This is a genomic window from Kribbella sp. NPDC050470 (assembly GCF_044458365.1).
Taxonomy (GTDB): Bacteria; Actinomycetota; Actinomycetes; order Propionibacteriales; family Kribbellaceae; genus Kribbella.
Map to the genome: position 1 here is coordinate 253,844 of NZ_JBITHV010000007.1, position 23,215 is coordinate 277,058.

Sequence of the window (23,215 nt, forward strand, 5' to 3'; positions counted from 1 at the left end):
GATCCCGGCCCTCCTGAAGGTTCTGCTGCGCTGAGGAGACTACTCCGCGGCGGCGGCCACCGGCTCCTCGGCCGGAGCCTCCTCGGTCTTCTCTTCCTTCTCGATGCCGGCCTCGGCCTCGGCGCCGGCCAGCTCGGCCTCGAGCTGCTCGGCGGTCTGCTGGGCCGTCACGTTCACGATCAGGGTGTCCGGCTCGGTGACCAGCGTGGTGCCGCTCGGCAGGGACAGGTCGGAGGCGTGGATCTGGGCGCCGACCTCGAGGCCCTCGATCGACACGGTGATGCTCTCCGGGATGTGGGTGGCCTCGGCCTCGACCAGCACGGTGGCGTGCTCGGTGACGACCAGAGTCTCGCTGACGGCCTCGCCCTCGAGGTGCACCGCGACCTCCACCTGGACCTTCTCGCCGCGCTTCACGATCACCAGGTCGACGTGCTCGATGAAGCCCTTCAGCGGGTCGCGCTGGACCTGCTTCGGCAGCGCCAGGTGGCTCTCGCCGCCGGCGACCTCGATCAGCAGCAGGGCGTTGGCGGTCTTCAGGGCCAGCATGGTGTCGTGGCCGGGCAGCGTGATGTGCACCGGGTCACTGCCGTGGCCGTACAGGACTGCGGGAACCTTGTTGTCCCGGCGGATTCGGCGGGCAGCACCCTTGCCGAACTCCGTGCGCGATTCGGCTTGGATCTTGACCTCGGCCACGAGATGGACTCCTCAGTGCGTTGCGGTGATCTGTTGTCTAGGTGGAACTCGGCTGCGGCCTCAGCGGGCGCCTTGTGACCCCGGAGAAGGCGTCAGGCAACGAACCACCGCGTCGATCACGGAGCCGCGCCCAACAGTTCTCGGGGGGCGTCCCTCGCCGAGGCAACCAAAACAGTCTACCCATCACCCCGCCCGGACAGGAAATCCGTTCCTCGGCTGCGCAATCACGGGCCCGGACGGTGAATTTCCCCCAGCGGGCTATACCGGAACCGGGTGGCCCGGCGGTTCGGCTACTTTGCTGGCGTGTTGGCTCCGATGCTCGTGCTCCCGCTGATCGTTGCCCTGCTGATCACGCTGCTGGTCGTGTTCATCGTGGTGATCCACAAGAAGGGCTCCGCCGTCCTGCGTCGGCGCGCTGCGGAGGCAGCCCAGGCCGGCTGGGTCCTCGCGCCGCCGAACCCGTGGCTGATGGAGGTCGCGGCGCGGTTGTTCACGTACGGCGAGCCCGGGGAGATGTTCGCCGGGGAGTTCCGCGGGCGCGGGATGTGCGTGCTGGACTACGTCTTCTCGACCGCCGGGGCGAACGGTCAGCCGCAGCGGCGGATCGTGCACCTGGTCGCGCTCACCCTGCCGGTCGCCCTCCCACCGCTGACGCTGAGCCAGGGGTTCAACGACAAGTTCAAGGTCGACTGCGCGGACGAACGGTTCGCCTCGGCGGTGCTGACGCCGCGGATGATGGAGTGGATGCTGTCCAACGGCGGCCTGGAGTGGCAGGTCGCCGGAAACGCGCTGGTCTCCTGGGGCGACAACTCGTTCGTCGTCCGCGACGTGCTGAACCGCCTCGAGGCGTTGAACGGCGTGATCGAGCGCATCCCGCCGGACGTCTACCGCGCCTACGACCCGCGGGCTATGTGAGCTTGGTCCAGACCTGGCGGAGGGCGCGGGCGGCGTCGCCTTCGAGCCCGGCCTCGTCCAGGGTCTCCGCGAGCTCGTCGAACTCCGGTCCCCAGCGCCAGGCAACCCGGCGGAGCTGATCGGGCAGAGCCGGGTCGCTCAGCGAGCCGGCGTCCCCGCGGACCTGCTGTGCGGTCAGCGCCTCCGTCACTCCGTGCTTCTCGGCCAATTGGAAGGCGAGAACGGCCAGCGCCGCCTTGCCCTTGTTGTAGAGCGCGTACGACGACTTGGCCGCACTGGCCGCACCTGGTTCGACGCCGACCACCATGGGCGTGACCGCGGTCCCTGCCCACAGCCCGGCTGCCTGCTCAGCCGCTGCGCCGGACAGCATCAGGTGCGTCGGGCTCGGCCCACCCGTCGGCGGCGGGCCCACCACTCCGGCGTCCACGAACGTCGCCCGAGCGACCGCTTCCTGCGCCTCCCGCAGTGACTTCGGCGACAGCGGGTTCGCCTCGATGTACAGCCCGTCGAACCCGGCCTGCCCTACCTGCACGGCGATGTCCACCGCACCCTGGGGCGCGCACGAACATAGCACCGCCTCAGCCAGTCCGACGGCCTCGGCGAACGGTGTGCCGATCAGGCCGGCGTCGGCGGCGCGCGCCGTACTCTCCGGGCTGCGGCCGTCCGGGACCCAGTGCACTTCGTGGCCCGCGGCAACCAACTGCGCGGCCAGCTTCGAACCCATCGCGCCGGGGTGGAACACAGCGATCCGCATGGAGTGTCCTCAGGGTGAGCGGTCAATGCTCCCCAAGATATGCCAGTACGGCGAGCACCCGCCGATGCTGCTCGTCGTTCGTCAGCAGGCCGAGCTTGGCCAGGATGGCTGACGATCGTCGCGACGTTCGTCGTACTCGGGAATGGCGTCGCAGGCCTGATCACCGCGCTGCCGATGACGGCAGCGTCGCTGGGTACGGCGTATTTCGCGTGGCGGCGCGCCTGACGGTTAGGCGCGGCCGTCGAACAGGCTGGTCACCGAGCCGTCCTCGAAGACCTCGCGGATGGCCCGGCTGATCAGCGGCGCGATCGAGAGCTCGGTGAGCTTGTCGAACCGGCGGTCCTCCGCGATCGGCAGCGTGTTGGTGACGATCACCTCGCTGGCCTGGCAGTTCTTCAGCCGGTCCACCGCCGGGCCGGACAGGATCGCGTGCGTCGCCGCGATCACGACCCCGGCGGCGCCGTCGGCGTACAGGGCGTCGGCTGCCTTGGTGATGGTGCCGGCGGTGTCGATCATGTCGTCGACCAGGATGCAGACCCGGTCCTTGACCTCACCGACGACCCGGTTCGCGACGGTCTCGTTCGGCCGGTCGATGTCGCGGGTCTTGTGGATGAAGGCCAGCGGTACGCCGTTCAGCCGGGCCGACCACTGCTCGGCCACCTTGATCCGGCCGGCGTCCGGCGAGACCACGGCCAGCTTCTGGTCGCCGTACTTGTTCTGCACGTACTCGCTCAGGATCGGCAGCGCCATCAGGTGGTCCACCGGGCCGTCGAAGAAGCCCTGGATCTGCGAGGTGTGCAGGTCGACGCAGATCAGCCGGTTCGCGCCCGCGGTCTTGAACAGGTCGGCCATCAGCCGGGCCGAGATCGGCTCCCGGCCACGGTGCTTCTTGTCCTGCCGCGCGTACCCGTAGAACGGCAGCACCACGGTGATCCGCTTGGCCGACGCCCGCTTCAGCGCGTCGACCATGATCAGCTGCTCCATGATCCACTCGTTGATCGGCGAGGTGTGGCTCTGGATCACGAACGCGTCGCTGCCCCGGACCGACTCCTCGAACCGGACGTAGATCTCGCCGTTCGCGAAGTCGTACGCCGACGTCGGGACCAGGCCGGCGCCGAGCTGCTCGGCGACCTCCTCGGCCAGACCGGGGTGAGCCCGGCCGGAGAACACCATCAGGTTCTTCTCGGTGGTTCGCTTCATGCCGCTCATGGCCGGCCTCCCGTTACGCCTTCTCGCCAGTGTCGCCCACAGCAGCGTCGTCCGTCTGCTGCGCGGCCAGGGCCTCCTCGGCAGCCTTCGCCGTCTTGGTACCCGCCCGCTTCCGGGCCACCCAGCCCTTGATGTTGCGCTGCCGGCCGCGCGCGACCGCGATCTCACCCGGGCCGACGTCCTCGGTCAGCGCCGTACCGGCGGCCAGGTAGGCGCCGTCCGCGATCGTCCGCGGCGCGACCAGCACCGAGTTGCTGCCGATGAACGAGTGCTTGCCGACGTGCGTCGGGTGCTTCTTGACCCCGTCGTAGTTGGCGAAGATCGTGCCGGCGCCGATGTTCGCGCCCTCGCCGATCGTGGCGTCACCGGCGTACGTCAGGTGCGGCACCTTGGCGCCGTCGCCGATGCTGGTGTTCTTGGTCTCGACGAATGTGCCGATCTTGCCCTTCACGCCGACGCTCGTGCCCGGGCGGAGATAGGCGAACGGGCCGACCGAGGCCTGCGGACCGATCTCGGACTGTGATCCGTGCGTCCGGATGATGGTCGCCTGGGCACCGACCTTCACGTCGGTCAGCGTAGTGTCCGGGCCGATCGTGGCGCCCTCGTCGACCGTGGTGGCGCCGTGCAACTGGGTGTTCGGCAGCAGGGTGACGTCGCGGGCCAGCTGGACGGTCTGGTCGACCCAGGTGGTGTTCGGGTCGACGATCGTGACGCCGGCGCGCATCAGCTTGTCGAGCGTACGGCGGTTCAGCTCGGCGCGGAGCGCGGCCAGCTGGACGCGGTCGTTCACGCCCTCGGTCTGCATCGCATCCTCGATCACGTACGCACCGACGCGCTTACCTTGGGATCGGGCGATCGCGAGGACGTCGGTCAGGTACAGCTCGCCCTGCGCGTTGTCGGTGGTGATCTGGCTCAGGCCGTCGCGCAGCGTGGCCGCGTCGAACGCGTAGATCCCGGCGTTGATCTCGTCGATCTGGCGCTGCGCCGGCGTCGCGTCCTTGTGCTCGACGATCCCGGCGACAGTGCCGTCATCGCCCGGGATGATCCGCCCGTACCCGGTCGGGTCCGGCACCCGCGCGGTCAGCACGGTCACCGCGTTGCCCTGCTTGTCGTGCTCGGCGACCAGCTCCTGCAGCGTCTCCGCCTCCAGCAGCGGCACGTCACCCGAGGTGACGACGACCGAGCCCTCGAAATCCTGCGGTACGGCGGCCAGGCCGCAACGGACCGCGTCACCGGTGCCCAGCTGCTGCTCCTGGACGGCGGTCTTCACCTCGGGGTCCACGGTGGCGAGGTGCGCCTCGACCAGCTCGCGGCCGTTGCCGACCACGACCACCAGGTGCTCCGGGGCGAGTGCACGGGCGGTGACCACGGCGTGCCCGACGAGACTGCGCCCGCCGATCTCGTGCAACACCTTCGGGGTCGCCGATTTCATCCGGGTTCCCAGACCGGCGGCCATGATCACGACCGCCGCGGGACGATGGGAAGTCACGCGGTCTTCTCCTCGAGTTCCCTGCGAGTTTCTGGAGCCAGTATCAGCATGGGCACTCGAAACGGTGCCCGCGCAAGCCTACTTGCTCCCCCGCGCGCCCCCGACCGGCCCCACCCGAACGCCGTGACCCGCCTCACGCGGTGCTGACTCTCCGTATCTTCCCTACCATCACCCTGTGGACTTCGCCGCCGCCCTCACCACACTCATCGCCCTGGCCGCTGCCCTGACCACCGCAATAACCCTCACCCGCCAGTCCCGCCGCCCCCGCACGATCCCCCTCCTCACCCGCCACCAGCCGGACGCCCGGGCCGTCCCATCCCAACCGCAGCAGGGCTGGGAAAAGCCGAAACGCCGCCCGGACCCGTGGCCGCCCGCCTCCCAGCCACGTTGGCAACCGCCTGGCCAGCCGCAGCAGGGTGGGCAACTGCCCGGCCAGTCCCAGCCAGGTTGGGAACCACCCGGCCGATCGCAGCCAGGTTGGGAATCACCCGGCCAATCGCAGCCGCCGAAGCCGGCGGGCGAACCACCCACCTCCCCGGGTCCGTGGCAGCCCCCAACCGAACGCCGCCGCGCCCCCGCCCCCGGCAGCGGCGTTCCCGGCAGCGGCGCCCCTGGCAGCGGCGCCCCCGCCCCCGGCGGCGCTCCCGCTCCCACCCCCGGCACCAACGCTCCCACCGCCAGCACCAGCGCTCCCGCTCCCACAAACGGCGGCAGACCCCCAACCCTTGCTCCAGCTCCGGCTCCGGCCCCACCCACCGACCCCCTCGCCGCCCTCACCCCCACCCAACAGACCGCGATCATCACCGCCCTCCGCGCCGAACTCGCCGCCGCCGCCAAAACCGCCGACCGCAAAGCCCTCTACGCCAACCTCCTCTTCTTCACCGCCGGCCTCCTCGCCAGCATCCTCATAACCCTCCTGATCCAACCCCTCTGACCGCGCCCAGATGCTCGGCACCTGCCATGCCAGACTTGCCCGATGGACTGGGGGACCTTGCTGTCGACGGTCGTCGGAGCCGTCATCGGGTGAGCTCGACACTCATCGCAGAACGGGTTCGCTGGCGTCGCGAGCGCCAACAGCGCGCCAAAGACAGCAGGCGCGAACTGTATGGGCAGTTCCTGACCTCGCTCAACGAAGCTGCCGAGTCGCTGTGGGCCGTCAGCCTGGGCGACCGCCGCGGCACGGACGGAGCACCTTTCGACGAGACTCTCCGCGGCGAGGTGCACCGCACCGGCCTGTACTCCTACCGCGAGCAGGTCATGATCCTCGCGCCCGAGGGCGTGCGGGCGAGCGCTGACCAGGCAGTCGATCGCGTCCGCGAGTACCGCGACTGCCTGATGAGCGGAAGCCAGACCGGCTCTCCAGTGGAGACCGCGGCAATGAATGCGTACAAGGCAGCCGTCAAATCACTGCGCCAAGCAATGCGCTCCGACCTGGAGCGCTAACCAGCCCTCACCCCGTCACGAGCGCACACCAAGGCGCCCGGACGCCGGCCCCATCCGACGGCCTGCACCCGAGGATGCTCGCACCCGCTGGCTGCCATGCTGAGTGGGACAGAGTCCGGCCTACCAGGCAAGGAGCTTTCATGAGTTTGTCGCTCGGAGCAATCGTTTTGAACGTCCCGGATCGAGTGCGGTCGGCGGCTTTCTGGAGCCAGGCGCTCGGGTACGACCCTGACCCGGGCAACCCGGACTTCCTCGGTCCCAGGAACGGGCACGGGTCCCGCATTCACCTCGACGAAACCGACCGCACCCACCTCGACCTCTGGGTAGACAAGACCACCTCCACCCCCGAGGCCGAAGTCGAGCGCCTCGTCGCCCTCGGCGCCCGCCGAGTCGAGGACTGGGTCTATCCCCCGGACGCCGACTTCATCGTCATGGAAGCCCCCGACGGCACCACCTTCTGCATCATCGGCTGACCCCCAGCCTCGCAACTCCGTGACTACGGCTACTCGGATTCAGGCGAATGAGTGCTCGGCGAAGCTGAGGCCGCCGCGTTCGGCCGGCGTGAGCAGTTGGCGGCGTACGTGCTGGGGCGGTCGGCGGAGGTACTGCGTGAAGCCGGCCGAGCGGAGGCGGAGGTCGAAGTTGTGGCCCTCGAGGTGCAACAACGGATCAGGAGTCGCGTCCGGCGGATCGAGACCGTGCAGTGCGTCGATCTCCAGCAGCTCGTGCAGCGGCCCGAAGTCACCCCGGATCTCCCAGACACCCTCGAACACGAGCGTCGCCGGCGCAATCCAGAAACTGAACGCCTGACCATCCACCCGGCGAACGATGTAGTCGACGTCAAGCAGCACACGCGCCGGCGGCAGCGTCCCGTCGTCGTACTCAGCGATGCTCACCGCATGGATCCGGCAGTCATGCCACCCCATCACGGCGAAGTCGGCATCCGTCCAGGTCGCCTTGGTCAACCCCGACGGCTCATGCGGCAGCGCGATCACCGCGCCAGTATCCAGCCACTAGGGTGTGCCGGGTCCGTTCGTCGCGGTGGGGAGGGTTGTGGAGCTCGGGTTGGTGGGGCAGGCGATCGGGATGTTCGCGATCACCAACGTCGACGACCTCGTGATCCTCGCGCTGTTCTTCGGACAAGCACAACGCGCCGGCCGGACCGGCGCCGTACGGATCGTGGTCGGACAGTACCTCGGATTCATCGCCATCCTCGCGGCGTCCGTCCTCGGCGCGCTCGGCGCCGGACTGCTGCCTGACGCCGCGATCCCGTTCCTCGGCCTGCTCCCGCTGGCACTCGGCCTGCGCGCCGCCTGGTCGGTCTGGCGCGACCGCGGCAAGCCGGAGGAGCACAACGTGACCGCCGTGACGAGCTGGCAGGTCGCCGCGGTCACGTTCGCGAACGGTGGCGACAACATCGGCGTCTACGTCCCCGTCTTCGCCACCGCAGGAATCGGCCATACGACGATCTTCGTCGTGGTGTTCCTGGTCGGCGTAGCAGTGTGGTGCGCCGCCGGCCGCTACTTCGCCACGCGCCCCGTGATCGCCCAAGCCCTCGCCCGCTGGGGCCACATCCTGCTCCCCATCGTCCTGATCGCAATCGGCCTCGCCATCCTCGCCGAAGCTCTCTGATCGTTGTGTCCCCGCCCCTCGTCGTCGAATAAGATCCGGCTGAGTGATGCGCTCGGAACTTCTTCAGCAGGTGGCCGACCTCGTGCCGACCGCGGTCGGCGACGACTGTGTGCGCGTAGGCACCGACGGTCCCGACGCCGCCGGCAAGACCACCTTCGCTGACGAGCTGGCCGACGTACTGCGCTCTCTTGGGCGACACGTCATCCGCGTCTCGGTCGACGACTTCCACAACGTCCGCGACCTCAGGTACCGCCGCGGTCGCCTGTCACCAGAAGGTTTCTGGCTGGACGCGTTCAACTACGACCGTCTCCGCTCCGACGTCCTCGTCCCTCTGGGCCCGGCCGGCTCCCGCCGCTACCGCCGAGCCGCCCATGACCTGACCACGGATCGCGTCTTCACCCCGCCGTACGAAACTGCTCCGCCCAACGCAGTCCTCGTCACCGACGGACTCTTCCTCCACCGAGACGAACTCGCCACCTGCTGGGACTTCTCGATCCTCCTCACCGTCCCGTTCGACGTGACCACCCAAAGAATGGCCACCCGAGACGGCACCAACCCGGACCCCAACCACCCCACGATCCAGCGCTACATCGCCGCCCAACACCTCTACACCAACGCCTGCAACCCCCAGTCCCGAGCCACACTCATCATCGACAACACCACCCCCGAAACCCCACACCTCGTCCACCGCCCCTAGCAGCCGAAACCAGGAGCCCACAGCAACGGAGCATGCCTCCTTCGAAGAGTTGTCGGCCCACGTGCCCCAGTGCCCCGCGTGCGTCAATGGGACCTTGGTCCGCGCGTACGACGCCCAGCTCGACACAACTCCCCCGACGGCCTGAGCCTGTCCCCGAACGATCCAGCCCATGCAGCGACTGCCGCCGCGCTGTGGTTCGCCGTCCACCTCACCCGTTGGAAGCCACCCAACCGCTGACCGCGCTCAGCCGCGCGCCTCGATGGTGTCGAGGTCGCGCAGGGCGAACCGTTGGTGCTCCCACTCCTCCTCGAGGATCACGTGCAAACAGGACCGTACGGTCTCGGGATGGTCAGGGTTGTGCGGATTCCTGCACTCCGTATCCAGCACCTCCGGCGTCACCGTGGCAATGAAGTCGCGCACCATCGCGACCCGACTGGCGCGGGCCTCGAGCACCTCGCCGTACGACGGCGTGCTCGTAGCGGCGACCGATCCTCCGAGCTCCCGATCGTCATACGGCTGACCGAGTGGATGGAACGGCTCCTCGATCTGCAGAACTGCCTTCCCGAACCACAAATCCGTCGCATGCACCAAATGCCGCAACGTCTGCGCAAACGACCACTCGCCATCCACCGACACGTCAACCGTCCCGTCCGGCATCCCCGCGACCCGCTCGAGCGCCGCCGCCCAGGCCCCCTCGACCGCACCCCAAGCCGCCCGCAATCCCACCGGATCCCCCGCCCGCCGCTCCGCCCGCCCCGGAAACCGCCGATCAAGCTCACCCTCGACGAACGCGGTCACATCAACCCCGTTCACCCGAAAGAAGCTCTCCCCGTGGGCGATCCAAGGCGCGTCGATATCCACCTCCCGCATCTCCACGCCCCGCATCACCACCCCCGACAAATCAGCCTCGACAAACCGAGCCCCCCGCAGATCCACCCCCACAAACTCCGCCCCCCGAAGCTCATCACCCTTACCAAACCGCGCCACAACCTCTCCCTCCATCGCCGACCACAACATCGTTCCACCCCCCACCGACAACCCCCACAACCCAACCGCCACCGCTGGTCGAATCCGGCACAGCGTCCACGACGCGGCCCCTCAGCCCGCCCCTTGCCCCGCTCGCGACCGCGACGCGCCAGACAACGAGCAGATGTGCGACACCTGCCCGCCAAGCGATCTACGCCAGAGCGCAAGCACGAATCGCGGCATAGAAAGACGTTCTGCGTCGCCTGGCATGATCGGCCAGTCCACAGAAATGGGAGACGGCCATGAGTCCTCCACCAAGCGAGCGCGCCGAACTGATCCGGATCGTGCACCGGATCATGACGGGCGACTACACAAGCGAGGAGGAAGTCGATCGTCTCGTTGCTGACTTCCAGGCCGCTGTGCCGCATCCTCGCGCTACTGGGCTCATTTTCTGGCCTCGCGATGAGTTCGACCACGACCCAACCCCGGAAGAGGTGGTCGACCGGGCTCTCGCCTACCGCGCGATCGAACTCTGAGCGATTCTCTCGGCGAGTAAACGACGGTGCCCCGGGTGGACGCACATCGGCTGAGCGCGCTTCAGCAGCGCTGGGCGCCTACGCGAGGCAGCTTACTTCGCGATGTCGTAGTGGGCGGTGAACCATCGGCGAAGCCGGTCCGGGTCGGCGACGTAGGCCTGGCCGGGCCAGTGCGGCCACTCGACGCGGTTCGGGAAGTCGAGTCGGACAACCGCGAGCAACTTGCGGTCGTCGTCGAAGAACTCGGCGGCAACGTCGCCAGTGCACATGCACAGAAGGTCGGTGACCTCAGTGACAGAAAGCGCTTCGACCAGATCCCCGACGGCTCCGGGTTCGTCAATGAGCGGGCCGTCTTCGCTGCGCACAACGGATACGTACTTCGCTGTCGTGTCGTCGAGGACGTCAGCGTGCCGATCCGTGGCGAAGATCAGGAATCCGCCGCGCGACAGTTGCAGATCGCGCAGTGGAGAGCGCGTCGCGAAGGGCAGACGGATCCCACGAGGGTGCGCCGGAGAACCGGTAGACAGGCTGCTTGGGACCTCGCATGGCGTCCAGTGTCGTTCCGCTGCCCGCGTGGATCAACCGAGATCCGCGGACCCGAGCCCGTTCGTCCGTACGTCGTCGGTTGACGTGTCCGCGATCCAGCTGCTTGCGTTGCTTCGACACGTGGACAGACTTCTAGCCTGTCGCACATCGGTTGGCGGACATCTGTCGCGGATCAGTTGGCGGACATATGTTGTCCTCCGTCGACTGCTGCGCGACTCTCGTCCGCCAGGTGATACTTCTTGCGTGGATCGCGCTTACTACGAAGAGATCGCCGGACTTCTGCACGGCCTCCTCATCCGGCTGGATGACCGGCTTCGAGGCAAGGACATCGCGTTGATCGCTGAGTTCGTCGACGCGAACCAACTCGGCCTGGCACTCGAACAGTTAGCGGACGTCCTCTCCGAGGATGAGTTGCCGCTCGCACGCGACGAGCGAGCCGACCTGCTCGCGCTCGCCGACCGGATGCATCTGGGTGATCGCGTTCCGAATGCGCTGTCGTTCCTTCCGGAGAGCTGACGGCGAACGCCGGGCCCATCCGCATGACACCGCCTTGCTGACCCGCGGCTACCGGACGTCCGCGTTCGGGCCCGAGCCTGCGGGTCACTTCTTCCGGAAGAGGCTCTTCTTGGGCTTGAAGATGGTGGCGAACATGCGCTCCGCTTCGTCCAGCAGCGACGAGTCCGGCACCGCATTGCAAGAGCAGATCAGAAACCGTTCCCGCCACAACACGAGGAACACCAGCCAGGCGTACGCCGATCCGTCGCCGTCGGAGGTGAATCGGGCGACTGCACGGTGCTGGCTCTGATCCTCCTTCAGAACGGTGACTGCAACGGAGTCTGACACGACGGCCCGTTCGATGAACCTCGACGCAAGACGACCCGCCTCGTCCTCCCCCAAGGGCGATCCATCGCGGTCGTAGACGGACACATGGACCGCGCCGTCCTCTCCGGGTCGCGTCAACTCGTAGGTCCGCCCGTCTTGGCTGGCGTTCCAACCTTCTGGGACGAGCATCGTAAAGGTCCCAGGGACCTCAAGCATCGGCATGGACGGATGCTAGCGGCTCGTCAAATCTCCCGAGAGAACTCGGTGCAGAGGGCGGTGCGTCCGCACATCGGAGCCATGAGCGCGTTTCGGCAGCGCTGGGTGCCTACGCACTACGCCGCTGAGTCAGCTGGCGCTACGTCCGCGCCGAGAGTTGTTGCTTCCAGAACGGCCCTGCCTGCGACTCGACAGATCGCATCACTTCGGCAGCGAGCGCCTCGTAGACCTCAAGGCGCTGCAGCTTCTCCGCGCCCGGCTCATAGTTTCGCGGGCCAAAGACGAACCAATGATCGCCATGGGGAAAATCCGCACTTCCAAGTCGCGGCCGAGGCGCCGGGACATCCCAGGCCTTTACCTTGTGAGGTGGTTTGTGTTCGCCCCAGGAGGTGGTGAATCCGTCGGGCCCGCACTCAGCCGCCTCGACGGCGAAGCTTCCGCCGGCCGAGTAGAACTGGAAGCTGATCAAACAGATTTGGGCGTCGGAACGGCGACGCAGATGCGGTAGAGATCCGGTGAACCCCATTGGACGCAGGTACTGCGTGATCGCATCCTTCAAGGCGCCATCCATCGCCTCACGCGGCGTCATTGCCCTCCGCCTTCCACGCCGTCGATCCAAAGATCCTCGTCACGGTCGCCCGCAACAGTAGGTGAAGGCCGGCGGCGAGCTTGATCCGGGCGTTGGTGTGGCGCCGAAGGTCCCGGGCCTGGCTATCGTAACGCGTCGAGAACGTCTGCGCTGGTGAGGTGGCCGGCAGCGACGAGCTTCGCGCCGAAGGAGCGCGCCCGGTCAGCGCCGCATCTCGTGGCGAAGCCACTGACCATCCTCTGAAAGTGCCGGACCGTCCAACCGGCAGGATCCTCGTCAACGACATCCAGCTCTTGTAACCATCGACTGAGCGCCGTAGCCATGTCCGCGTCCGATACCAAGTACTCGGAGGCGGATCCGGACCGATGTCGGGGCGTGTCCCCCGGGGCGTCAACGCCAAGGTCCAACGCCTGCAGGTAGAGGAGGCCCTGAAGCACCAGCTCCTCCCCCATGAAGTTGGCCTGCAGCCACGGCTGGGCCAACTCCGATGCCTCGGTTCGGGTACGACGCCCCGCAACGACGTCCTCCCACCAGGCGTGCACCTCAGCGCGGGTCGGCTCGTGCCGACCGGCTCCCGGGTTCGCTGCCACGAGGGCAGTCTCGCAGACGCGGCGATCGAACATCGCCGGCTGAGACCACGCTGTCCGCGGCATGAGCGAGGCTCGCTTGTCGGATGTCGATGCTTTGATACGCGAATGCATAAGGTCGTCGTCGGCGCGCTGGTTCGTGAAGGTCGAGTCCTACTCGTGCATCGGAGGCCGAACAAACGTGCGTACCCAGACGTGTGGGATTTGCCCGGTGGACTCATGGAGGCCGGCGAGTCAGAACTGGGCGCGCTCACGCGGGAACTGCAAGAGGAGCTCGGCGTGCAGATAGCGACGGACTCGGCGTCTCATCTGTGTCGGGTGACCGCAGGACCTGCAGAAGAGCCGGCACTCCTCAGCGCTTGGCTGGTGCGTGACTGGCAGGGAACGCCGGCGAACGTCGCTCCCGAGGAACACGACGACATCGGATGGTTCGGCCTCGAGGAGCTTCCTCCTCCCGCCCACGTACTCGTGCGCACGGCCCTGGTGGACGCGATACGGAGCCAGCACGCCTGAACTTCAACGCTGCTCTGTCATCGGCAGCTGAGTGCGCTGCCGGCGCCAGTCCGGGCGTCGTACTAGAGAACGCCCAACTTGCGACGGAATAGCCACCGCCGAGCCGTGTGGGCGGACGTGTGTCAGTGCGAATCCGGGGGTCGCGGCGGATAGGTGCGGCTTTTGTGGGTCAGGGGCGTGTGACCGTGAGCCACCAGTCGAGGGTGGCGCTTCCGGCCTCCAGGCGGTCGAACTGCTTGCGCGCGTGCTCGACGAGCTCGGCTGGTAGACGAACGGCGTGGTCGTAGACGTAATGGGCCAAGCCTTCGGGCCACTGATAGGTGCCGTCGGAGAACTCCAGCGCGCCGTTCTGGTTGCCACACACGCGGCAGGGCGAGAGCCCATGTATGAGACGACTGTTGTTGCACTGGACAGGTAGGACGAGACCATGTGGGTTCGTCCGCATCCCAGGACTCGTCGACAAGATCCGTCGGGTCTGGGTACTCGGGATGCCTCGTTGCGCCAGTAGCCGATGAGCCGCCGTTCCGTCACGGGCACAGTCTGCTCGCGGAGCCCTTCGTGCTCCAATCTGCCGGGCCATTTCGAGCCGGGCATCCTCCCCGGGACATCAGGAGCAACCTCTTGTCGGTGCTCAATCGGCAGTACGACGTGCCGGCTCGTCCGAGCACAATGCGCCGTGACCATGCCCGTCACCACCTGGGAGCCCACCACCCGACCGCAGCCGGCAGCACGTCGCGAGTCGACGGGATCACGGGGCGGTCGAGGGCGCGCGGCAGCGCGCAGGTGCGGGCGAGAGCGCGCAAGCTCCCCGCGCGATAAGCGGCAAGGAGCGCGCGGAGCACGCACCGTCGCCGGGTGGGTGGGAGCGGTGGCGAGCACGGCGACGGAGGAGCCGGGCGTAGCGGCGCGTGGGATGCATCACTCGACCACGCAGGCCGCAACACACCACGAGTCGGCGGGACCACGGGGCGGTCGGGGCGCGCGGCAGCGCGCAAGTGCGGGCGGCAGCACGCCAAGGCCCGCGCGGCAGCGCGAAACGGCGGGCGGGAGCACGCGACAGGCCGCGCGATAAGCGGTAAGGAGCGCGCGGTAGCACGCACCGTCTTCGGGTGGGTGGGAGCGGTGGCGAGCACGGCGACGTAGGAGCCGGGCGTCGCGGCGCGTGGGTAGGACCCGTGAGCAACACGGGTCCTACGTGAGAAAGCTCCCCCGCCTGGTTTCGATCCAGGTCTTCGAGATTCAAAGTCTCGCGGGCTGCCGAGTACCCCACGGGGGATCGTGGTCGCCGGGACAGTCTGCCATGGAGTGGGGTGAGCGACACGCTGTGGGGTTCCTTACCTACGGCTCCGTAGGTTACGGTGGCGTAGGTAAGCAGTCCTCCAGCTGAGGGAATTACGCCATGACTCCACCCGCCGTAGCCGCACCGGAGGCGCCCGAACGCGCCGCGCAGGCCGACGAGCTCGACGTGCACACCGGGACGCTCGGGGGTGAGCAGAAGCGCCCGTGGGAGCAGGTGGCGCTGGCGTTGTTCATCGGGATCCCGTTCCTCGCCGTGCTGGCCGCCGTACCGATCGCCTGGGGCGGGTTCCTGGGCTGGCGGGACGTGATCCTGGCCGTGGTGTTCTACACGGTCGCCGGGCACGGCATCTCGATCGGTTTCCACCGGCTGTTCACGCACAAGTCGTTCAAGCCGAACCGGCCGATGAAGTACGCGCTGGCCATCGCCGGTTCGCTGGCGATCGAGGGGCCGGTGATCCGCTGGGTGGCCGACCACCGCAAGCACCACAAGTTCTCCGACCGCGACGGCGACCCGCACAGCCCGTGGAAGTACGGCACCAGCCTCGGCGCGCTGACCAAGGGCTTCCTGCACGCACACATCGGCTGGCTGTTCGACACCGAGCAGACCCCGCAGCGGCAGTACGCGCCGGATCTGCTGAGGGACAAGGACATCGTCAAGGTGTCCCGGATGTTCCCACTGCTGGTGACGATCTCGCTGCTCGCGCCGGCGGTCATCGGCGGGCTGTGGTCGTGGTCGATCGAGGGCGCGCTGACCGCGTTCTTCTGGGCCAGCCTGGTCCGGATCGCGCTGCTGCACCACGTGACCTGGTCGATCAACTCGATCTGCCACACGATCGGCGACCGGCCGTTCAAGAGCCGGGACAAGTCCGGCAACGTGTGGTGGCTGGCGATCCTGAGCCAGGGCGAGTCGTGGCACAACCTGCACCACTCGGACCCGACCTGCGCGCGGCACGGCGTCCTCAAGGGACAGCTCGACACGTCCGCCCGGTGCATCTGGTTCTTCGAGAAGATGGGCTGGGTGAGCGATGTCCGCTGGCCGGTCAAGGAGCGTCTGGAGGCGCGCCGTGCCGATGCCACCACGCGTACTCTGAAAGCAGCCTGACCGTAAACCTCCGACTTGCAACACCGAAGTACGGCATGATGCTGACGTGATCTCGACGTGACGGAACCCAAACCGCGGCGGTCCGGCCGGATCCGGATGACGAGTGCCGAACGTCGCGAACAACTCATCACCATCGCCCGCGGCCTGTTCGCCCAGCGGGGGTACGAGGCGACGTCGGTGGAGGAGATCGCGGCGCGCGCCGAGGTCTCCAAGCCGGTCGTGTACGAGCACTTCGGTGGCAAGGAAGGCCTGTACGCCGTCGTCGTGGACCGCGAGGTCCGGGCGCTGCTCGACGGTGTCACCCAGTCGCTGACGGCCGGGCGCGCGCACGAGCTGGTCGAGCAGGCGGCGCTCGCGCTGCTGGACTACATCGAGAACAACTCCGACGGTTTCCGGATCCTGGTCCGGGACTCGCCGGTCGGGTCGTCCAGCGGCTCGTTCATCTCGATCCTGAGCGACGTCGGCACCCGGGTCGAGCACATCCTGGCCGAGGAGTTCAAGCGCCGCGGCCTGGACCCGAAGAACGCTCCGATGTACGCGCAGATGCTGGTCGGCATGGTCGCGCTCACCGGTCAGTGGTGGCTGGACGCCCGCAAGCCGAAGAAGCCGGACGTCGCCGCCCACCTGGTCAACCTCGCCTGGAACGGCCTGTCCGGCCTGGAAGCCAAGCCCACGCTCTCGACCCGGCCGCACAAGTAGACCCCGGCAGACACGTAGACCCCGGCAGACACGTAGACCCCGGCAGGACAGGTAGACCCCGGTAGGACACGACATCCGCCCGTGGCATGACCACCCGGGCGGCGCTTCCCCGTACCCTGGCCCGCATGACGGGGATCCTGACCGCGCGGCCCGTGCCTGCCCGCAGCAAGGCGTTCGACCTGCTGCTGGCCGGCGCGATGTGCCTGATCCTGGGGTTCCTGGGCATCGCGCAGACGGGCTTCGAGGGCATCCTGGGCTTCGGCATGCTGGTTCCGCTGGTCTGGCGCCGCACCCATCCCGAAGTGGTCTTCTTCGGCGTCTGCGCGGTCGCCGTCCTGCAGTGGCTGTCCGGCACCCAGCTGATGCCGGCCAACTTCGGCCTGCTCGTCGCCCTCTACACGATCTCGGTGTACGGCGAGGTGCGGTACAGCCGGATCGCCCTCGGGATCGGCGGCCTCGGCGTCCTGATGGCGGTCTCGCGCTACTGGTCGAACTCCGACTGGAAGCAGCAGGTCACGATGATGGTCGCCCTCGGCGCGCTCGTCTTCGGCGTCTGGGCGACCGGCGAACGACGCCGTACCAGAGGCCTGTACGTCGCTCAGCTCGAAGATCGGGCCGCCCAGCTCGAACGGGATCGCGACCGCGAGGCCAAGCTGGCCGTCTCCAACGAGCGGACCCGGATCGCCCGGGAGATCCACGACGTGGTCGCGCACGGGCTGTCGATCATGATCGTCCAGGCCGACGGCGGCCTGTACGCCGCGGACCAGTCGCCGGAGCAGGCGAAGAAGGCGCTGGCCACGATCGGCGACACCGGCCGCGCGAGCCTGACCGAGATGCGCAAGATGCTCGGCCTGCTCAAGCAGGAGGAGCAGCTCGAGCTCGACCCGAACCAGCCCCGCCCGCAACCGGGTGTCTCCAGCCTGCCCGAGTTGATCGAGAACGTCCGTGAAGCCGGGCTCTCCGTCGACTACCAGGTGACCGGTGCGCCGCGGGACCTGCCCTCGGTGCTCGGCCTGACGGCGTACCGGATCGTCCAGGAGGGCCTGACCAACACGCTGAAACACGCCGGGCCGGGAGCCCGGACCTCCGTCGCGCTGGACTTCGGCCGCGAGATGCTGACCGTGGTGGTCACCGACGACGGCCGGGGCGCCGGGGTCGCGCCGAGCTCCGACCCGGGTCACGGCCTGGTGGGGATGCGGCAGCGAGCCTCGATCTCCGGCGGTACGGTGAACGCCGGCCCGAAGGCGGGTGGCGGTTACGAGGTGATCGCCAGGCTGCCGTACCACCTGCCCACTGGAGGAGAGCAGTGAATGACGACGTGATCAGGGTCTTCCTCGTGGACGACCAGGAACTCGTCAGAGCAGGTTTCACGATGCTGGTGGACTCCCAGGCGGACATGCGGGTGGTCGGCCAGGCCGGTGACGGCGGCGAGGCGATCGAGAAGATCCAGGTGACCGCCTGCGACGTCGTGCTGATGGACGTCCGGATGCCGCGGCTGGACGGGGTGGAGGCCACCCGCCGGCTCCAGTCGTTGCCGCAGGCTCCGAAGGTGATCGTGCTGACCACGTTCGACCTCGACGAGTACGCGTTCGCCGCGATCAAGGCCGGCGCGGCCGGCTTCCTGCTCAAGAACACACCGCCCGCCGACCTGCTGTCGGCGATCCGGCAGGTGCATTCCGGTGACGCCGTGGTCTCCCCCAGTACGACGAAACGCCTGCTGGAGCACTTCGCCGGGTCCCTTCCGGACGGCGAGGTGGAACGGCCGGACCTGGCCGAGCTGACCGCCCGGGAACGCGAGGTTCTGGTCGAGGTCGCCCGCGGTCTGTCGAACACCGAGATCGCCCAGCTCTTCACGTTGTCCGAGGCAACGGTCAAGACGCACATCGGCCGGATCCTGGCGAAGACCGGGCTCCGCGACCGGGTCGCCCTGGTCGTCCTCGGGTACGAGACCGGCCTGGTCCGGCCGAACAAGTAATACCCAGGTACTACGCCAACTGCAGTCCGCAGTCCGACGAGATCACCGGACGAAATCACTAACTTCTTGGCCAACGTCAGTTTTTGAGCCGAGGAGTGACATGAGTTTGCAGACCGGTCAGCTACCGGTGGGGCGGCTGCCGCAGGACGGCGCGCCGCGGACCGCGATCCGGGCGCACGAGCTGCGCAAGGTGTACGGGCAGGGCGACACGGCGGTCGCCGCGCTCGACGGCGTCTCGGTCGACTTCGGGGTCGGCCGGTTCACCGCGATCATGGGCCCGTCCGGGTCCGGCAAGTCGACGCTGATGCACTGCCTGGCCGGCCTGGACACCCCGACCGGCGGCCAGGTGCTGCTCGGCGAGACCGAGCTCACCCAGCTCCCGGACGCCGAGCTGACCCGGATCCGGCGGGACCGGGTCGGGTTCGTGTTCCAGTCCTTCAACCTGCTGCCGATGCTGTCCGCGAAGGACAACATCCTGCTTCCGCTCGAGCTCGGCAACCGCAAGCCCGACCAGCAGTGGCTGTCGACGCTGGTCGACGTACTCGGGCTGCAGGACCGGCTCACGCACCGGCCGTCGGAGCTGTCCGGCGGTCAGCAGCAGCGGGTCGCGGTGGCCCGCGCGCTGGTCGGGCGGCCCGAGGTCGTGTTCGCGGACGAGCCGACCGGCAACCTGGACTCCCGGTCCGGCGCGGAGGTGCTCGGCTTCCTGCGCCGCTCGGTCCGCGAGTTCGGCCAGACGGTGGTCATGGTGACCCACGACCCGCTGGCCGCGTCGTACGCCGACCGTGTCGTGATGCTTGCTGACGGCAAACTCGCCGGCGAGCTGCACGAGCCGACTCCGGAGACCGTGCTCGACGCGCTGCGGCAGCTGGGAGCCTGAGGTGCGACGCTCCATCCTCTCCTCGCTGCGCGCCCACCTGGGCCGCCTGGTCGCCGCCTGCCTGGCGATCGTGCTCGGAGTCGGTTTCGGCACCCTCGCACTGACCGCGCACGCCTCCGCGTCGAACGGCATCGACGAGTCGATCGGCGCGCAGTACCGCGGGGTCGACACGATGGTCTACCCGGAGAACGCGCAGATCACCCCGGCCGACGTGGCCAAGCTCCAGAAGCTCCCGCAGGCCGACTCGGTCGTCGCATTTACCACGGCGTACATGACGGCTGCCTTCCCGGACCTGGTCCGGCCCGACGGCCTCGCCGTCGAGGCCCTGTACGACACCACCCGGATCGCCGGCCCGGGTACGTCGTCCGGCCGCCTGCCGACCGCCACGAACGAGATCGCCCTGCCGGCCAAGCTGGCCGCCAAGCACCAGGTCGCGATCGGCCAGACGCTGCGACTGAACGCCTACACCGGCAAGTCCTTCACCGTCACCGTCGTGGGTCTGCTCGACGACTCGAAGGCGATCGGTTCGGCGTCCGCAGTGGCGACCGCGGCCGCGGTGAAGACCTTCGAGCCGGATGCCTTCATCCAGTCGGTCGGGCTCGCCGCCAAGCCCGGCGTCAGCCCGGCGACCCTCGCCTCGGCCGCGCAGGGCGTCGTCTCGAGCGACCTGAAGGTGTTCACCGGCGAGGCCTGGATCGACCACGAGGTGAAGAGCTACACGAACGGCATCGACGTGCTCGGCGGGGTGTTCGGCATGTTCGCCGTGATCGCGCTGTTCGTCGCCTGCCTGGTGATCAGCAACACCTTCACCATCGTGATCGCCCAGCGGACGCGGGAGATGGCGTTGCTGCGCTGCGTCGGCGCGTCCCGCAAGCAGGTGTTCTCGTCCGTCCTCGCCGAGGCGTCCGTGGTCGGGGTGATCGCGTCCGCGATCGGTGTCGTCTTCGGCGTCGCACTGTCCGCGCTCGCCCTCACCCTGGCCCGTGAGTTCGACTGGGGCCTCCCGCCGATCGCACTCCACCTCGACGTGTGGTCGGTGCTCATCCCGCTCGCGCTCGGCACCGTGGCAACCGTCCTCGCGGCCGTCGTACCGGCTCGGCGGGCGACCAAGGTGGCTCCGCTGGCCGCGCTTCGGCCCGAGGTCGCCCCGGTCGCCGCGTCGAAGGCCGGCGTCGTGCGGCTGATCCTCGGCTTCCTGCTGCTGGCCGGCGGCGGGCTGTTGCTGGCCGTCGGCGCGTCCGGTCACCAGGTGCTGGTCGGTGTCGCGGGCGGTGTGCTCTCGTTCCTCGGCGTACTGGCCATCGGTTCGCTGCTGGTCCCGGCGTTGATCCGGCTGATCGGCGCGCTGCCCGCCAAGGGCGGCGGAGTTCCGGCCCGGATCGCCGTCGCGAACGCGATTCGGAATCCGAAGCGTACGGCTGCCACGACGTCGGCGCTATTGATCGGCGTCACGCTGATCAGCCTCACCTGTGTCGGGATCGCGTCGGTGCGGAAGACGTTCGACGTGTCGATGGACGGCCAGTACCCGGTCGACATCATCGTGACCGCGTACAACGAGAAGATGCCGGCCGGCGCCGAGCAGCAGCTGCGCGACATCAAGGGCGTCACCCAGGTCGTCCCGGTCAGCAAGGTGATGGCGAAGACCGCCGGCCAGGAACTCCCGGTGACCGGGATCGACCAGGCCGCGGCCGGATCCGTCATCCACAACCCGTCGCTGGCCGCGCGGCTCGAGCCGGGCACCGCCCTGCTGGACTCGCCGACGATGACCATGCTCGACCTGAAGGACGGCGCGCCGCTGACCATCGTGGCTGCCGGGCAGAAGCTGACGCTGACGGCGTACCGGGCGACCGGGCTGGATCCGATCACAGTCACGTCGACGGACCTCCGCAAACTGGCGCCCGCGGCGCAGGTCACCGGCTTCTGGCTGGCGTCCGACCCGAAGGCCGACGGGTCGGCGGTCATCGACTCGGTGGAGCAGTCCATCCCGACGGTCAAGGAGCTCGGGGTCGAGGGCGGCCTGGCCGAGCGGAACAGCTACACCCAGGTCTTCGACGTCCTGCTGCTTGTCGGAGTCGGGCTGCTCGGGGTGTCCGTGCTGATCGCGCTGGTAGGGGTCGGCAACACGCTCAGCCTGTCGGTGCTCGAACGGACCCGGGAGAACGCGTTGCTGCGGGCGATGGGCCTGACCCGCCGCCAGTTGCGCAGCATGCTCGCGGTCGAGTCGTTGCTGATGGCACTGGTCGCGGCAGGCCTCGGGATCGCGCTCGGCCTGATCTATGGCTGGACCGGCACCAGTGCGTTGATGGGCGGCCAGACCGTCGACGGCAGCGTGGAGTACGCCGTACCCGTGAGCCTGCTGGTGATCATTGCCGCAGTCGCCGCCGTGGCCGGCCTGCTCGCCTCGGTCCTCCCGGCTCGCCGGGCCGCCAAGGTGGCGCCCGCCGGAGCCCTGGCGACCGAGTAGCTCAGACGATCTCCACCCTGTTCCCGTGGCCGTCGGCGGTATGGAACCGCCGGCGGCCCGGGATCGTCTCGTTGTCCCAGGTCACCGGATAGCCGAGCTTCTCGAGCTTCTCGGCCAAGGCGTCGAGGTCGTCGACCGCCAGCGCCGGATGCGCCTTCTTCGCCGGCTGGAAGTCCTGCTCGACCCCGATGTGCACCTCCGCCGCGCCCGCTCGGAACCAGCAACCGCCGCGAGCCTGCAGCAACGGCGGCTTCTCCACCTCGGTCATCCCCAGCGCGTCCCGGTAGAAGGCCCGCGCGACGTCCTCCCCACCGGGCGGACAGGACACCTGCACATGATCGAGCCGCATCAGGCCTCCTTCTTCTGCGCGACCGCGAAGATCCGGCGGAACGGCAGCAGCGTCCCGTAGTCCTTTTGCTGGTACACATCCGCCAGCCGGGCGCCGTACTCGTCCTCGAACCGCTGGCGCATGTCATCCGGCAGCGACTGCAGCACCGGCCGCGCACCCGTCCCCTTCACCCACTCCAGTACGGCGTTGTCGCCCTGCAGCAGGTGGTAGTACGTCGTCTCCCATGCGTCGACGACACACCCTTCGGCCGTGAGCGCATCGACGTACGTGTCCGGGCCGGGGACCTCCGCCCGCAGCGACGCGTTCTTCGCGTACTGCGCATAGGGCTCGGAGGCGGCCAGATCGCGCAGGATCGAGTGCGACGGGGCGTTGCCGTTGCCGGGGATCTGGATCGCCAGCCAGCCGCCCGGCCGCAGCGCCTTGACGAAGCCGGGCAGCAGGTCGAGCTGCTCCGGGATCCACTGCAGGACCGCGTTGGTGACGATCACGTCCAGCGAGCCGGGCTCGGCGGTCCACTCGAGCAGGTCGCCGATCTCGAAGGTGAGCTTGTCGTCGGCGTACTTCTGGGCCGCCTCGATCATCTCGGGTGAGCTGTCGATCCCGCGGATGGTGGCCTCCGGCCACAGCTCCCGCAGGGTGACGGTCAGGTTGCCCGGACCGCAGCCGAGGTCGGCGACCGTTCGGACTGTGTCGGCGCGCACCCGGCCGACCAGATCGGCGAACGGGCGGCCGCGCTCCTCGGCGTAGGTGCCGTACTGGCGCGGGCTCCAGACCGGTGACGTTCGCATGCTGCCGCCTCTCCCAGGATTTATCTTGATGTCGAGATACTCTAAACCTGGA

General features: G+C 68.4%; 29 protein-coding genes. 16 read left to right on the forward strand and 13 right to left on the reverse strand.

All coding sequences use genetic code 11. The annotated features are described in order from the left end of the window. Positions 1-39: 39 nt before the first annotated feature. Positions 40-693, reverse strand: coding sequence for a 50S ribosomal protein L25/general stress protein Ctc (locus ACIBGM_RS22245; RefSeq protein ID WP_360536947.1), 654 nt, complete (start codon positions 691-693; stop codon positions 40-42). Positions 694-996: 303 nt separating this feature from the next. Between ACIBGM_RS22245 and ACIBGM_RS22250 the strand changes: the two genes are divergently transcribed. Continuing rightward, entirely contained in the window at positions 997-1,608 is a 612-nt protein-coding gene (locus ACIBGM_RS22250) for a hypothetical protein (RefSeq protein WP_396386631.1), read from the forward strand. Here the strand turns inward: ACIBGM_RS22250 and ACIBGM_RS22255 are convergent. Continuing rightward, positions 1,601-2,362, reverse strand: a complete 762-nt coding sequence (locus ACIBGM_RS22255; protein WP_396386632.1) for a DUF1932 domain-containing protein — start codon at positions 2,360-2,362, stop codon at positions 1,601-1,603. The genes ACIBGM_RS22250 and ACIBGM_RS22255 overlap by 8 nt on opposite strands. Positions 2,363-2,401: 39 nt before the next feature. On the opposite strand from ACIBGM_RS22255, the gene ACIBGM_RS22260 reads away from it, so the two are divergent. Then, positions 2,402-2,587, forward strand: a complete 186-nt coding sequence (locus ACIBGM_RS22260) for a hypothetical protein (RefSeq protein ID WP_396386633.1) — start codon at positions 2,402-2,404, stop codon at positions 2,585-2,587. Positions 2,588-2,590: 3 nt separating this feature from the next. Here the strand turns inward: ACIBGM_RS22260 and ACIBGM_RS22265 are convergent, their stop codons facing one another. Both ACIBGM_RS22265 and glmU read right to left on the reverse strand, forming a co-directional pair. Next, positions 2,591-3,571 carry a ribose-phosphate diphosphokinase gene (locus tag ACIBGM_RS22265; protein ID WP_360536939.1) on the reverse strand — a complete coding sequence of 327 codons (981 nt, stop codon included), beginning with the start codon at positions 3,569-3,571 and terminating at the stop codon, positions 2,591-2,593. 13 nt (positions 3,572-3,584) lie between these two features. Beyond that, on the reverse strand, positions 3,585-5,060 hold the full coding sequence (glmU, locus tag ACIBGM_RS22270) for a bifunctional UDP-N-acetylglucosamine diphosphorylase/glucosamine-1-phosphate N-acetyltransferase GlmU (protein ID WP_360536937.1): 1,476 nt from the start codon (positions 5,058-5,060) through the stop codon (positions 3,585-3,587). A 175-nt stretch (positions 5,061-5,235) separates the two neighbouring features. On the opposite strand from glmU, the gene ACIBGM_RS22275 reads away from it, so the two are divergent. From ACIBGM_RS22275 to ACIBGM_RS22285, 3 genes are all read left to right on the forward strand, one after another. After that, positions 5,236-5,994 (forward strand): hypothetical protein, encoded by a 759-nt coding sequence (locus ACIBGM_RS22275; protein ID WP_396386634.1) that lies wholly within the window; start codon positions 5,236-5,238, stop codon positions 5,992-5,994. 89 nt (positions 5,995-6,083) lie between these two features. Further along, positions 6,084-6,503, forward strand: a complete 420-nt coding sequence (locus tag ACIBGM_RS22280; protein WP_396386635.1) for a hypothetical protein — start codon at positions 6,084-6,086, stop codon at positions 6,501-6,503. A gap of 140 nt (positions 6,504-6,643) precedes the next feature. Further along, positions 6,644-6,976 carry a VOC family protein gene (locus ACIBGM_RS22285; protein ID WP_360536933.1) on the forward strand — a complete coding sequence of 111 codons (333 nt, stop codon included), beginning with the start codon at positions 6,644-6,646 and terminating at the stop codon, positions 6,974-6,976. 39 nt (positions 6,977-7,015) lie between these two features. Here the strand turns inward: ACIBGM_RS22285 and ACIBGM_RS22290 are convergent, their stop codons facing one another. Next, positions 7,016-7,498 (reverse strand): hypothetical protein, encoded by a 483-nt coding sequence (locus ACIBGM_RS22290; RefSeq protein ID WP_396386636.1) that lies wholly within the window; start codon positions 7,496-7,498, stop codon positions 7,016-7,018. A 91-nt stretch (positions 7,499-7,589) separates the two neighbouring features. Here ACIBGM_RS22290 and ACIBGM_RS22295 point away from each other — a divergent pair, with 91 nt between their 5' ends. After that, positions 7,590-8,135 (forward strand): cadmium resistance transporter, encoded by a 546-nt coding sequence (locus ACIBGM_RS22295; RefSeq protein WP_396386810.1) that lies wholly within the window; start codon positions 7,590-7,592, stop codon positions 8,133-8,135. A gap of 46 nt (positions 8,136-8,181) precedes the next feature. Then, positions 8,182-8,832, forward strand: a complete 651-nt coding sequence (locus tag ACIBGM_RS22300; RefSeq protein WP_396386811.1) for a uridine kinase — start codon at positions 8,182-8,184, stop codon at positions 8,830-8,832. 243 nt (positions 8,833-9,075) lie between these two features. On the opposite strand, the gene ACIBGM_RS22305 is transcribed toward ACIBGM_RS22300, so the two are convergent. Then, positions 9,076-9,849, reverse strand: a complete 774-nt coding sequence (locus ACIBGM_RS22305) for a DinB family protein (RefSeq protein ID WP_396386637.1) — start codon at positions 9,847-9,849, stop codon at positions 9,076-9,078. A gap of 251 nt (positions 9,850-10,100) precedes the next feature. On the opposite strand from ACIBGM_RS22305, the gene ACIBGM_RS22310 reads away from it, so the two are divergent. Then, on the forward strand, positions 10,101-10,334 hold the full coding sequence (locus tag ACIBGM_RS22310) for a bacteriocin immunity protein (protein WP_396386638.1): 234 nt from the start codon (positions 10,101-10,103) through the stop codon (positions 10,332-10,334). A gap of 92 nt (positions 10,335-10,426) precedes the next feature. Here ACIBGM_RS22310 and ACIBGM_RS22315 read toward each other — a convergent pair whose 3' ends face one another. Then, positions 10,427-10,603, reverse strand: coding sequence for a hypothetical protein (locus ACIBGM_RS22315; protein WP_396386639.1), 177 nt, complete (start codon positions 10,601-10,603; stop codon positions 10,427-10,429). Positions 10,604-11,123: 520 nt separating this feature from the next. On the opposite strand from ACIBGM_RS22315, the gene ACIBGM_RS22320 reads away from it, so the two are divergent. Further along, a complete protein-coding gene (locus ACIBGM_RS22320; RefSeq protein ID WP_360525216.1) occupies positions 11,124-11,396 on the forward strand; it encodes a MafI family immunity protein in 273 nt (90 codons plus the stop codon). An 84-nt stretch (positions 11,397-11,480) separates the two neighbouring features. On the opposite strand, the gene ACIBGM_RS22325 is transcribed toward ACIBGM_RS22320, so the two are convergent. The 3 genes from ACIBGM_RS22325 to ACIBGM_RS22335 form a co-directional block, all read right to left on the reverse strand. Further along, the gene (locus tag ACIBGM_RS22325) at positions 11,481-11,924 is read right to left on the reverse strand and encodes a hypothetical protein (RefSeq protein ID WP_360525219.1); all 444 of its coding nucleotides are present in this window, start codon (positions 11,922-11,924) and stop codon (positions 11,481-11,483) included. 133 nt (positions 11,925-12,057) lie between these two features. Beyond that, positions 12,058-12,507, reverse strand: coding sequence for a DUF4304 domain-containing protein (locus ACIBGM_RS22330; protein WP_360525221.1), 450 nt, complete (start codon positions 12,505-12,507; stop codon positions 12,058-12,060). A 122-nt stretch (positions 12,508-12,629) separates the two neighbouring features. Beyond that, positions 12,630-13,097 carry a hypothetical protein gene (locus ACIBGM_RS22335; protein WP_396386640.1) on the reverse strand — a complete coding sequence of 156 codons (468 nt, stop codon included), beginning with the start codon at positions 13,095-13,097 and terminating at the stop codon, positions 12,630-12,632. A gap of 105 nt (positions 13,098-13,202) precedes the next feature. Between ACIBGM_RS22335 and ACIBGM_RS22340 the strand changes: the two genes are divergently transcribed. After that, on the forward strand, positions 13,203-13,607 hold the full coding sequence (locus ACIBGM_RS22340; RefSeq protein WP_396386641.1) for an NUDIX domain-containing protein: 405 nt from the start codon (positions 13,203-13,205) through the stop codon (positions 13,605-13,607). Positions 13,608-13,776: 169 nt separating this feature from the next. Here the strand turns inward: ACIBGM_RS22340 and ACIBGM_RS22345 are convergent, their stop codons facing one another. Next, on the reverse strand, positions 13,777-13,971 hold the full coding sequence (locus tag ACIBGM_RS22345; RefSeq protein ID WP_396386642.1) for a hypothetical protein: 195 nt from the start codon (positions 13,969-13,971) through the stop codon (positions 13,777-13,779). A 1,035-nt stretch (positions 13,972-15,006) separates the two neighbouring features. Between ACIBGM_RS22345 and ACIBGM_RS22350 the strand changes: the two genes are divergently transcribed. From ACIBGM_RS22350 to ACIBGM_RS22375, 6 genes are all read left to right on the forward strand, one after another. Next, positions 15,007-16,008 (forward strand): acyl-CoA desaturase, encoded by a 1,002-nt coding sequence (locus tag ACIBGM_RS22350; protein ID WP_360525270.1) that lies wholly within the window; start codon positions 15,007-15,009, stop codon positions 16,006-16,008. Positions 16,009-16,065: 57 nt separating this feature from the next. Further along, positions 16,066-16,707 (forward strand): TetR/AcrR family transcriptional regulator, encoded by a 642-nt coding sequence (locus tag ACIBGM_RS22355; RefSeq protein ID WP_360525273.1) that lies wholly within the window; start codon positions 16,066-16,068, stop codon positions 16,705-16,707. A 125-nt stretch (positions 16,708-16,832) separates the two neighbouring features. Then, entirely contained in the window at positions 16,833-18,017 is a 1,185-nt protein-coding gene (locus tag ACIBGM_RS22360; RefSeq protein ID WP_396386643.1) for a sensor histidine kinase, read from the forward strand. Then, positions 18,014-18,682, forward strand: a complete 669-nt coding sequence (locus ACIBGM_RS22365; RefSeq protein ID WP_360525279.1) for a response regulator transcription factor — start codon at positions 18,014-18,016, stop codon at positions 18,680-18,682. The genes ACIBGM_RS22360 and ACIBGM_RS22365 overlap by 4 nt, the downstream gene beginning before the upstream one ends. A gap of 100 nt (positions 18,683-18,782) precedes the next feature. Continuing rightward, positions 18,783-19,562, forward strand: a complete 780-nt coding sequence (locus ACIBGM_RS22370; RefSeq protein WP_360525282.1) for an ABC transporter ATP-binding protein — start codon at positions 18,783-18,785, stop codon at positions 19,560-19,562. Between the two features lies 1 nt (position 19,563). Continuing rightward, positions 19,564-22,026: an ABC transporter permease gene (locus ACIBGM_RS22375; protein ID WP_396386644.1), complete on the forward strand. Its 2,463-nt coding sequence runs from the start codon at positions 19,564-19,566 to the stop codon at positions 22,024-22,026. Between the two features lies 1 nt (position 22,027). On the opposite strand, the gene ACIBGM_RS22380 is transcribed toward ACIBGM_RS22375, so the two are convergent. Both ACIBGM_RS22380 and ACIBGM_RS22385 read right to left on the reverse strand, forming a co-directional pair. Continuing rightward, positions 22,028-22,375 carry a VOC family protein gene (locus tag ACIBGM_RS22380; RefSeq protein ID WP_396386645.1) on the reverse strand — a complete coding sequence of 116 codons (348 nt, stop codon included), beginning with the start codon at positions 22,373-22,375 and terminating at the stop codon, positions 22,028-22,030. Continuing rightward, complete coding sequence (locus ACIBGM_RS22385) at positions 22,375-23,163, reverse strand: methyltransferase domain-containing protein (RefSeq protein WP_360525290.1); 789 nt, start codon at positions 23,161-23,163, stop codon at positions 22,375-22,377. Before ACIBGM_RS22385 ends, ACIBGM_RS22380 begins: the two co-directional genes overlap by 1 nt. Positions 23,164-23,215 lie beyond the last annotated feature (52 nt).

What these genes read in the sequence shown, in the direction of transcription:
- ACIBGM_RS22380 (WP_396386645.1), bottom strand. Translation starts at nt 22,375, where the DNA reads ATGCGGCTCGATCATGTGCAGGTGTCCTGTCCGCCCGGTGGGGAGGAC.
- ACIBGM_RS22340 (WP_396386641.1), top strand. Translation starts at nt 13,203, where the DNA reads ATGCATAAGGTCGTCGTCGGCGCGCTGGTTCGTGAAGGTCGAGTCCTA.
- ACIBGM_RS22370 (WP_360525282.1), top strand. Translation starts at nt 18,783, where the DNA reads ATGAGTTTGCAGACCGGTCAGCTACCGGTGGGGCGGCTGCCGCAGGAC.
- ACIBGM_RS22325 (WP_360525219.1), bottom strand. Translation starts at nt 11,924, where the DNA reads ATGCCGATGCTTGAGGTCCCTGGGACCTTTACGATGCTCGTCCCAGAA.
- ACIBGM_RS22330 (WP_360525221.1), bottom strand. Translation starts at nt 12,507, where the DNA reads ATGACGCCGCGTGAGGCGATGGATGGCGCCTTGAAGGATGCGATCACG.
- ACIBGM_RS22305 (WP_396386637.1), bottom strand. Translation starts at nt 9,849, where the DNA reads ATGTTGTGGTCGGCGATGGAGGGAGAGGTTGTGGCGCGGTTTGGTAAG.
- ACIBGM_RS22360 (WP_396386643.1), top strand. Translation starts at nt 16,833, where the DNA reads ATGACGGGGATCCTGACCGCGCGGCCCGTGCCTGCCCGCAGCAAGGCG.
- ACIBGM_RS22285 (WP_360536933.1), top strand. Translation starts at nt 6,644, where the DNA reads ATGAGTTTGTCGCTCGGAGCAATCGTTTTGAACGTCCCGGATCGAGTG.
- ACIBGM_RS22255 (WP_396386632.1), bottom strand. Translation starts at nt 2,362, where the DNA reads ATGCGGATCGCTGTGTTCCACCCCGGCGCGATGGGTTCGAAGCTGGCC.
- ACIBGM_RS22265 (WP_360536939.1), bottom strand. Translation starts at nt 3,571, where the DNA reads ATGAGCGGCATGAAGCGAACCACCGAGAAGAACCTGATGGTGTTCTCC.
- ACIBGM_RS22350 (WP_360525270.1), top strand. Translation starts at nt 15,007, where the DNA reads ATGACTCCACCCGCCGTAGCCGCACCGGAGGCGCCCGAACGCGCCGCG.
- ACIBGM_RS22260 (WP_396386633.1), top strand. Translation starts at nt 2,402, where the DNA reads ATGCCAGTACGGCGAGCACCCGCCGATGCTGCTCGTCGTTCGTCAGCA.
- ACIBGM_RS22310 (WP_396386638.1), top strand. Translation starts at nt 10,101, where the DNA reads ATGAGTCCTCCACCAAGCGAGCGCGCCGAACTGATCCGGATCGTGCAC.
- ACIBGM_RS22300 (WP_396386811.1), top strand. Translation starts at nt 8,182, where the DNA reads ATGCGCTCGGAACTTCTTCAGCAGGTGGCCGACCTCGTGCCGACCGCG.
- ACIBGM_RS22385 (WP_360525290.1), bottom strand. Translation starts at nt 23,163, where the DNA reads ATGCGAACGTCACCGGTCTGGAGCCCGCGCCAGTACGGCACCTACGCC.
- ACIBGM_RS22315 (WP_396386639.1), bottom strand. Translation starts at nt 10,603, where the DNA reads ATGTGCACTGGCGACGTTGCCGCCGAGTTCTTCGACGACGACCGCAAG.
- ACIBGM_RS22295 (WP_396386810.1), top strand. Translation starts at nt 7,590, where the DNA reads ATGTTCGCGATCACCAACGTCGACGACCTCGTGATCCTCGCGCTGTTC.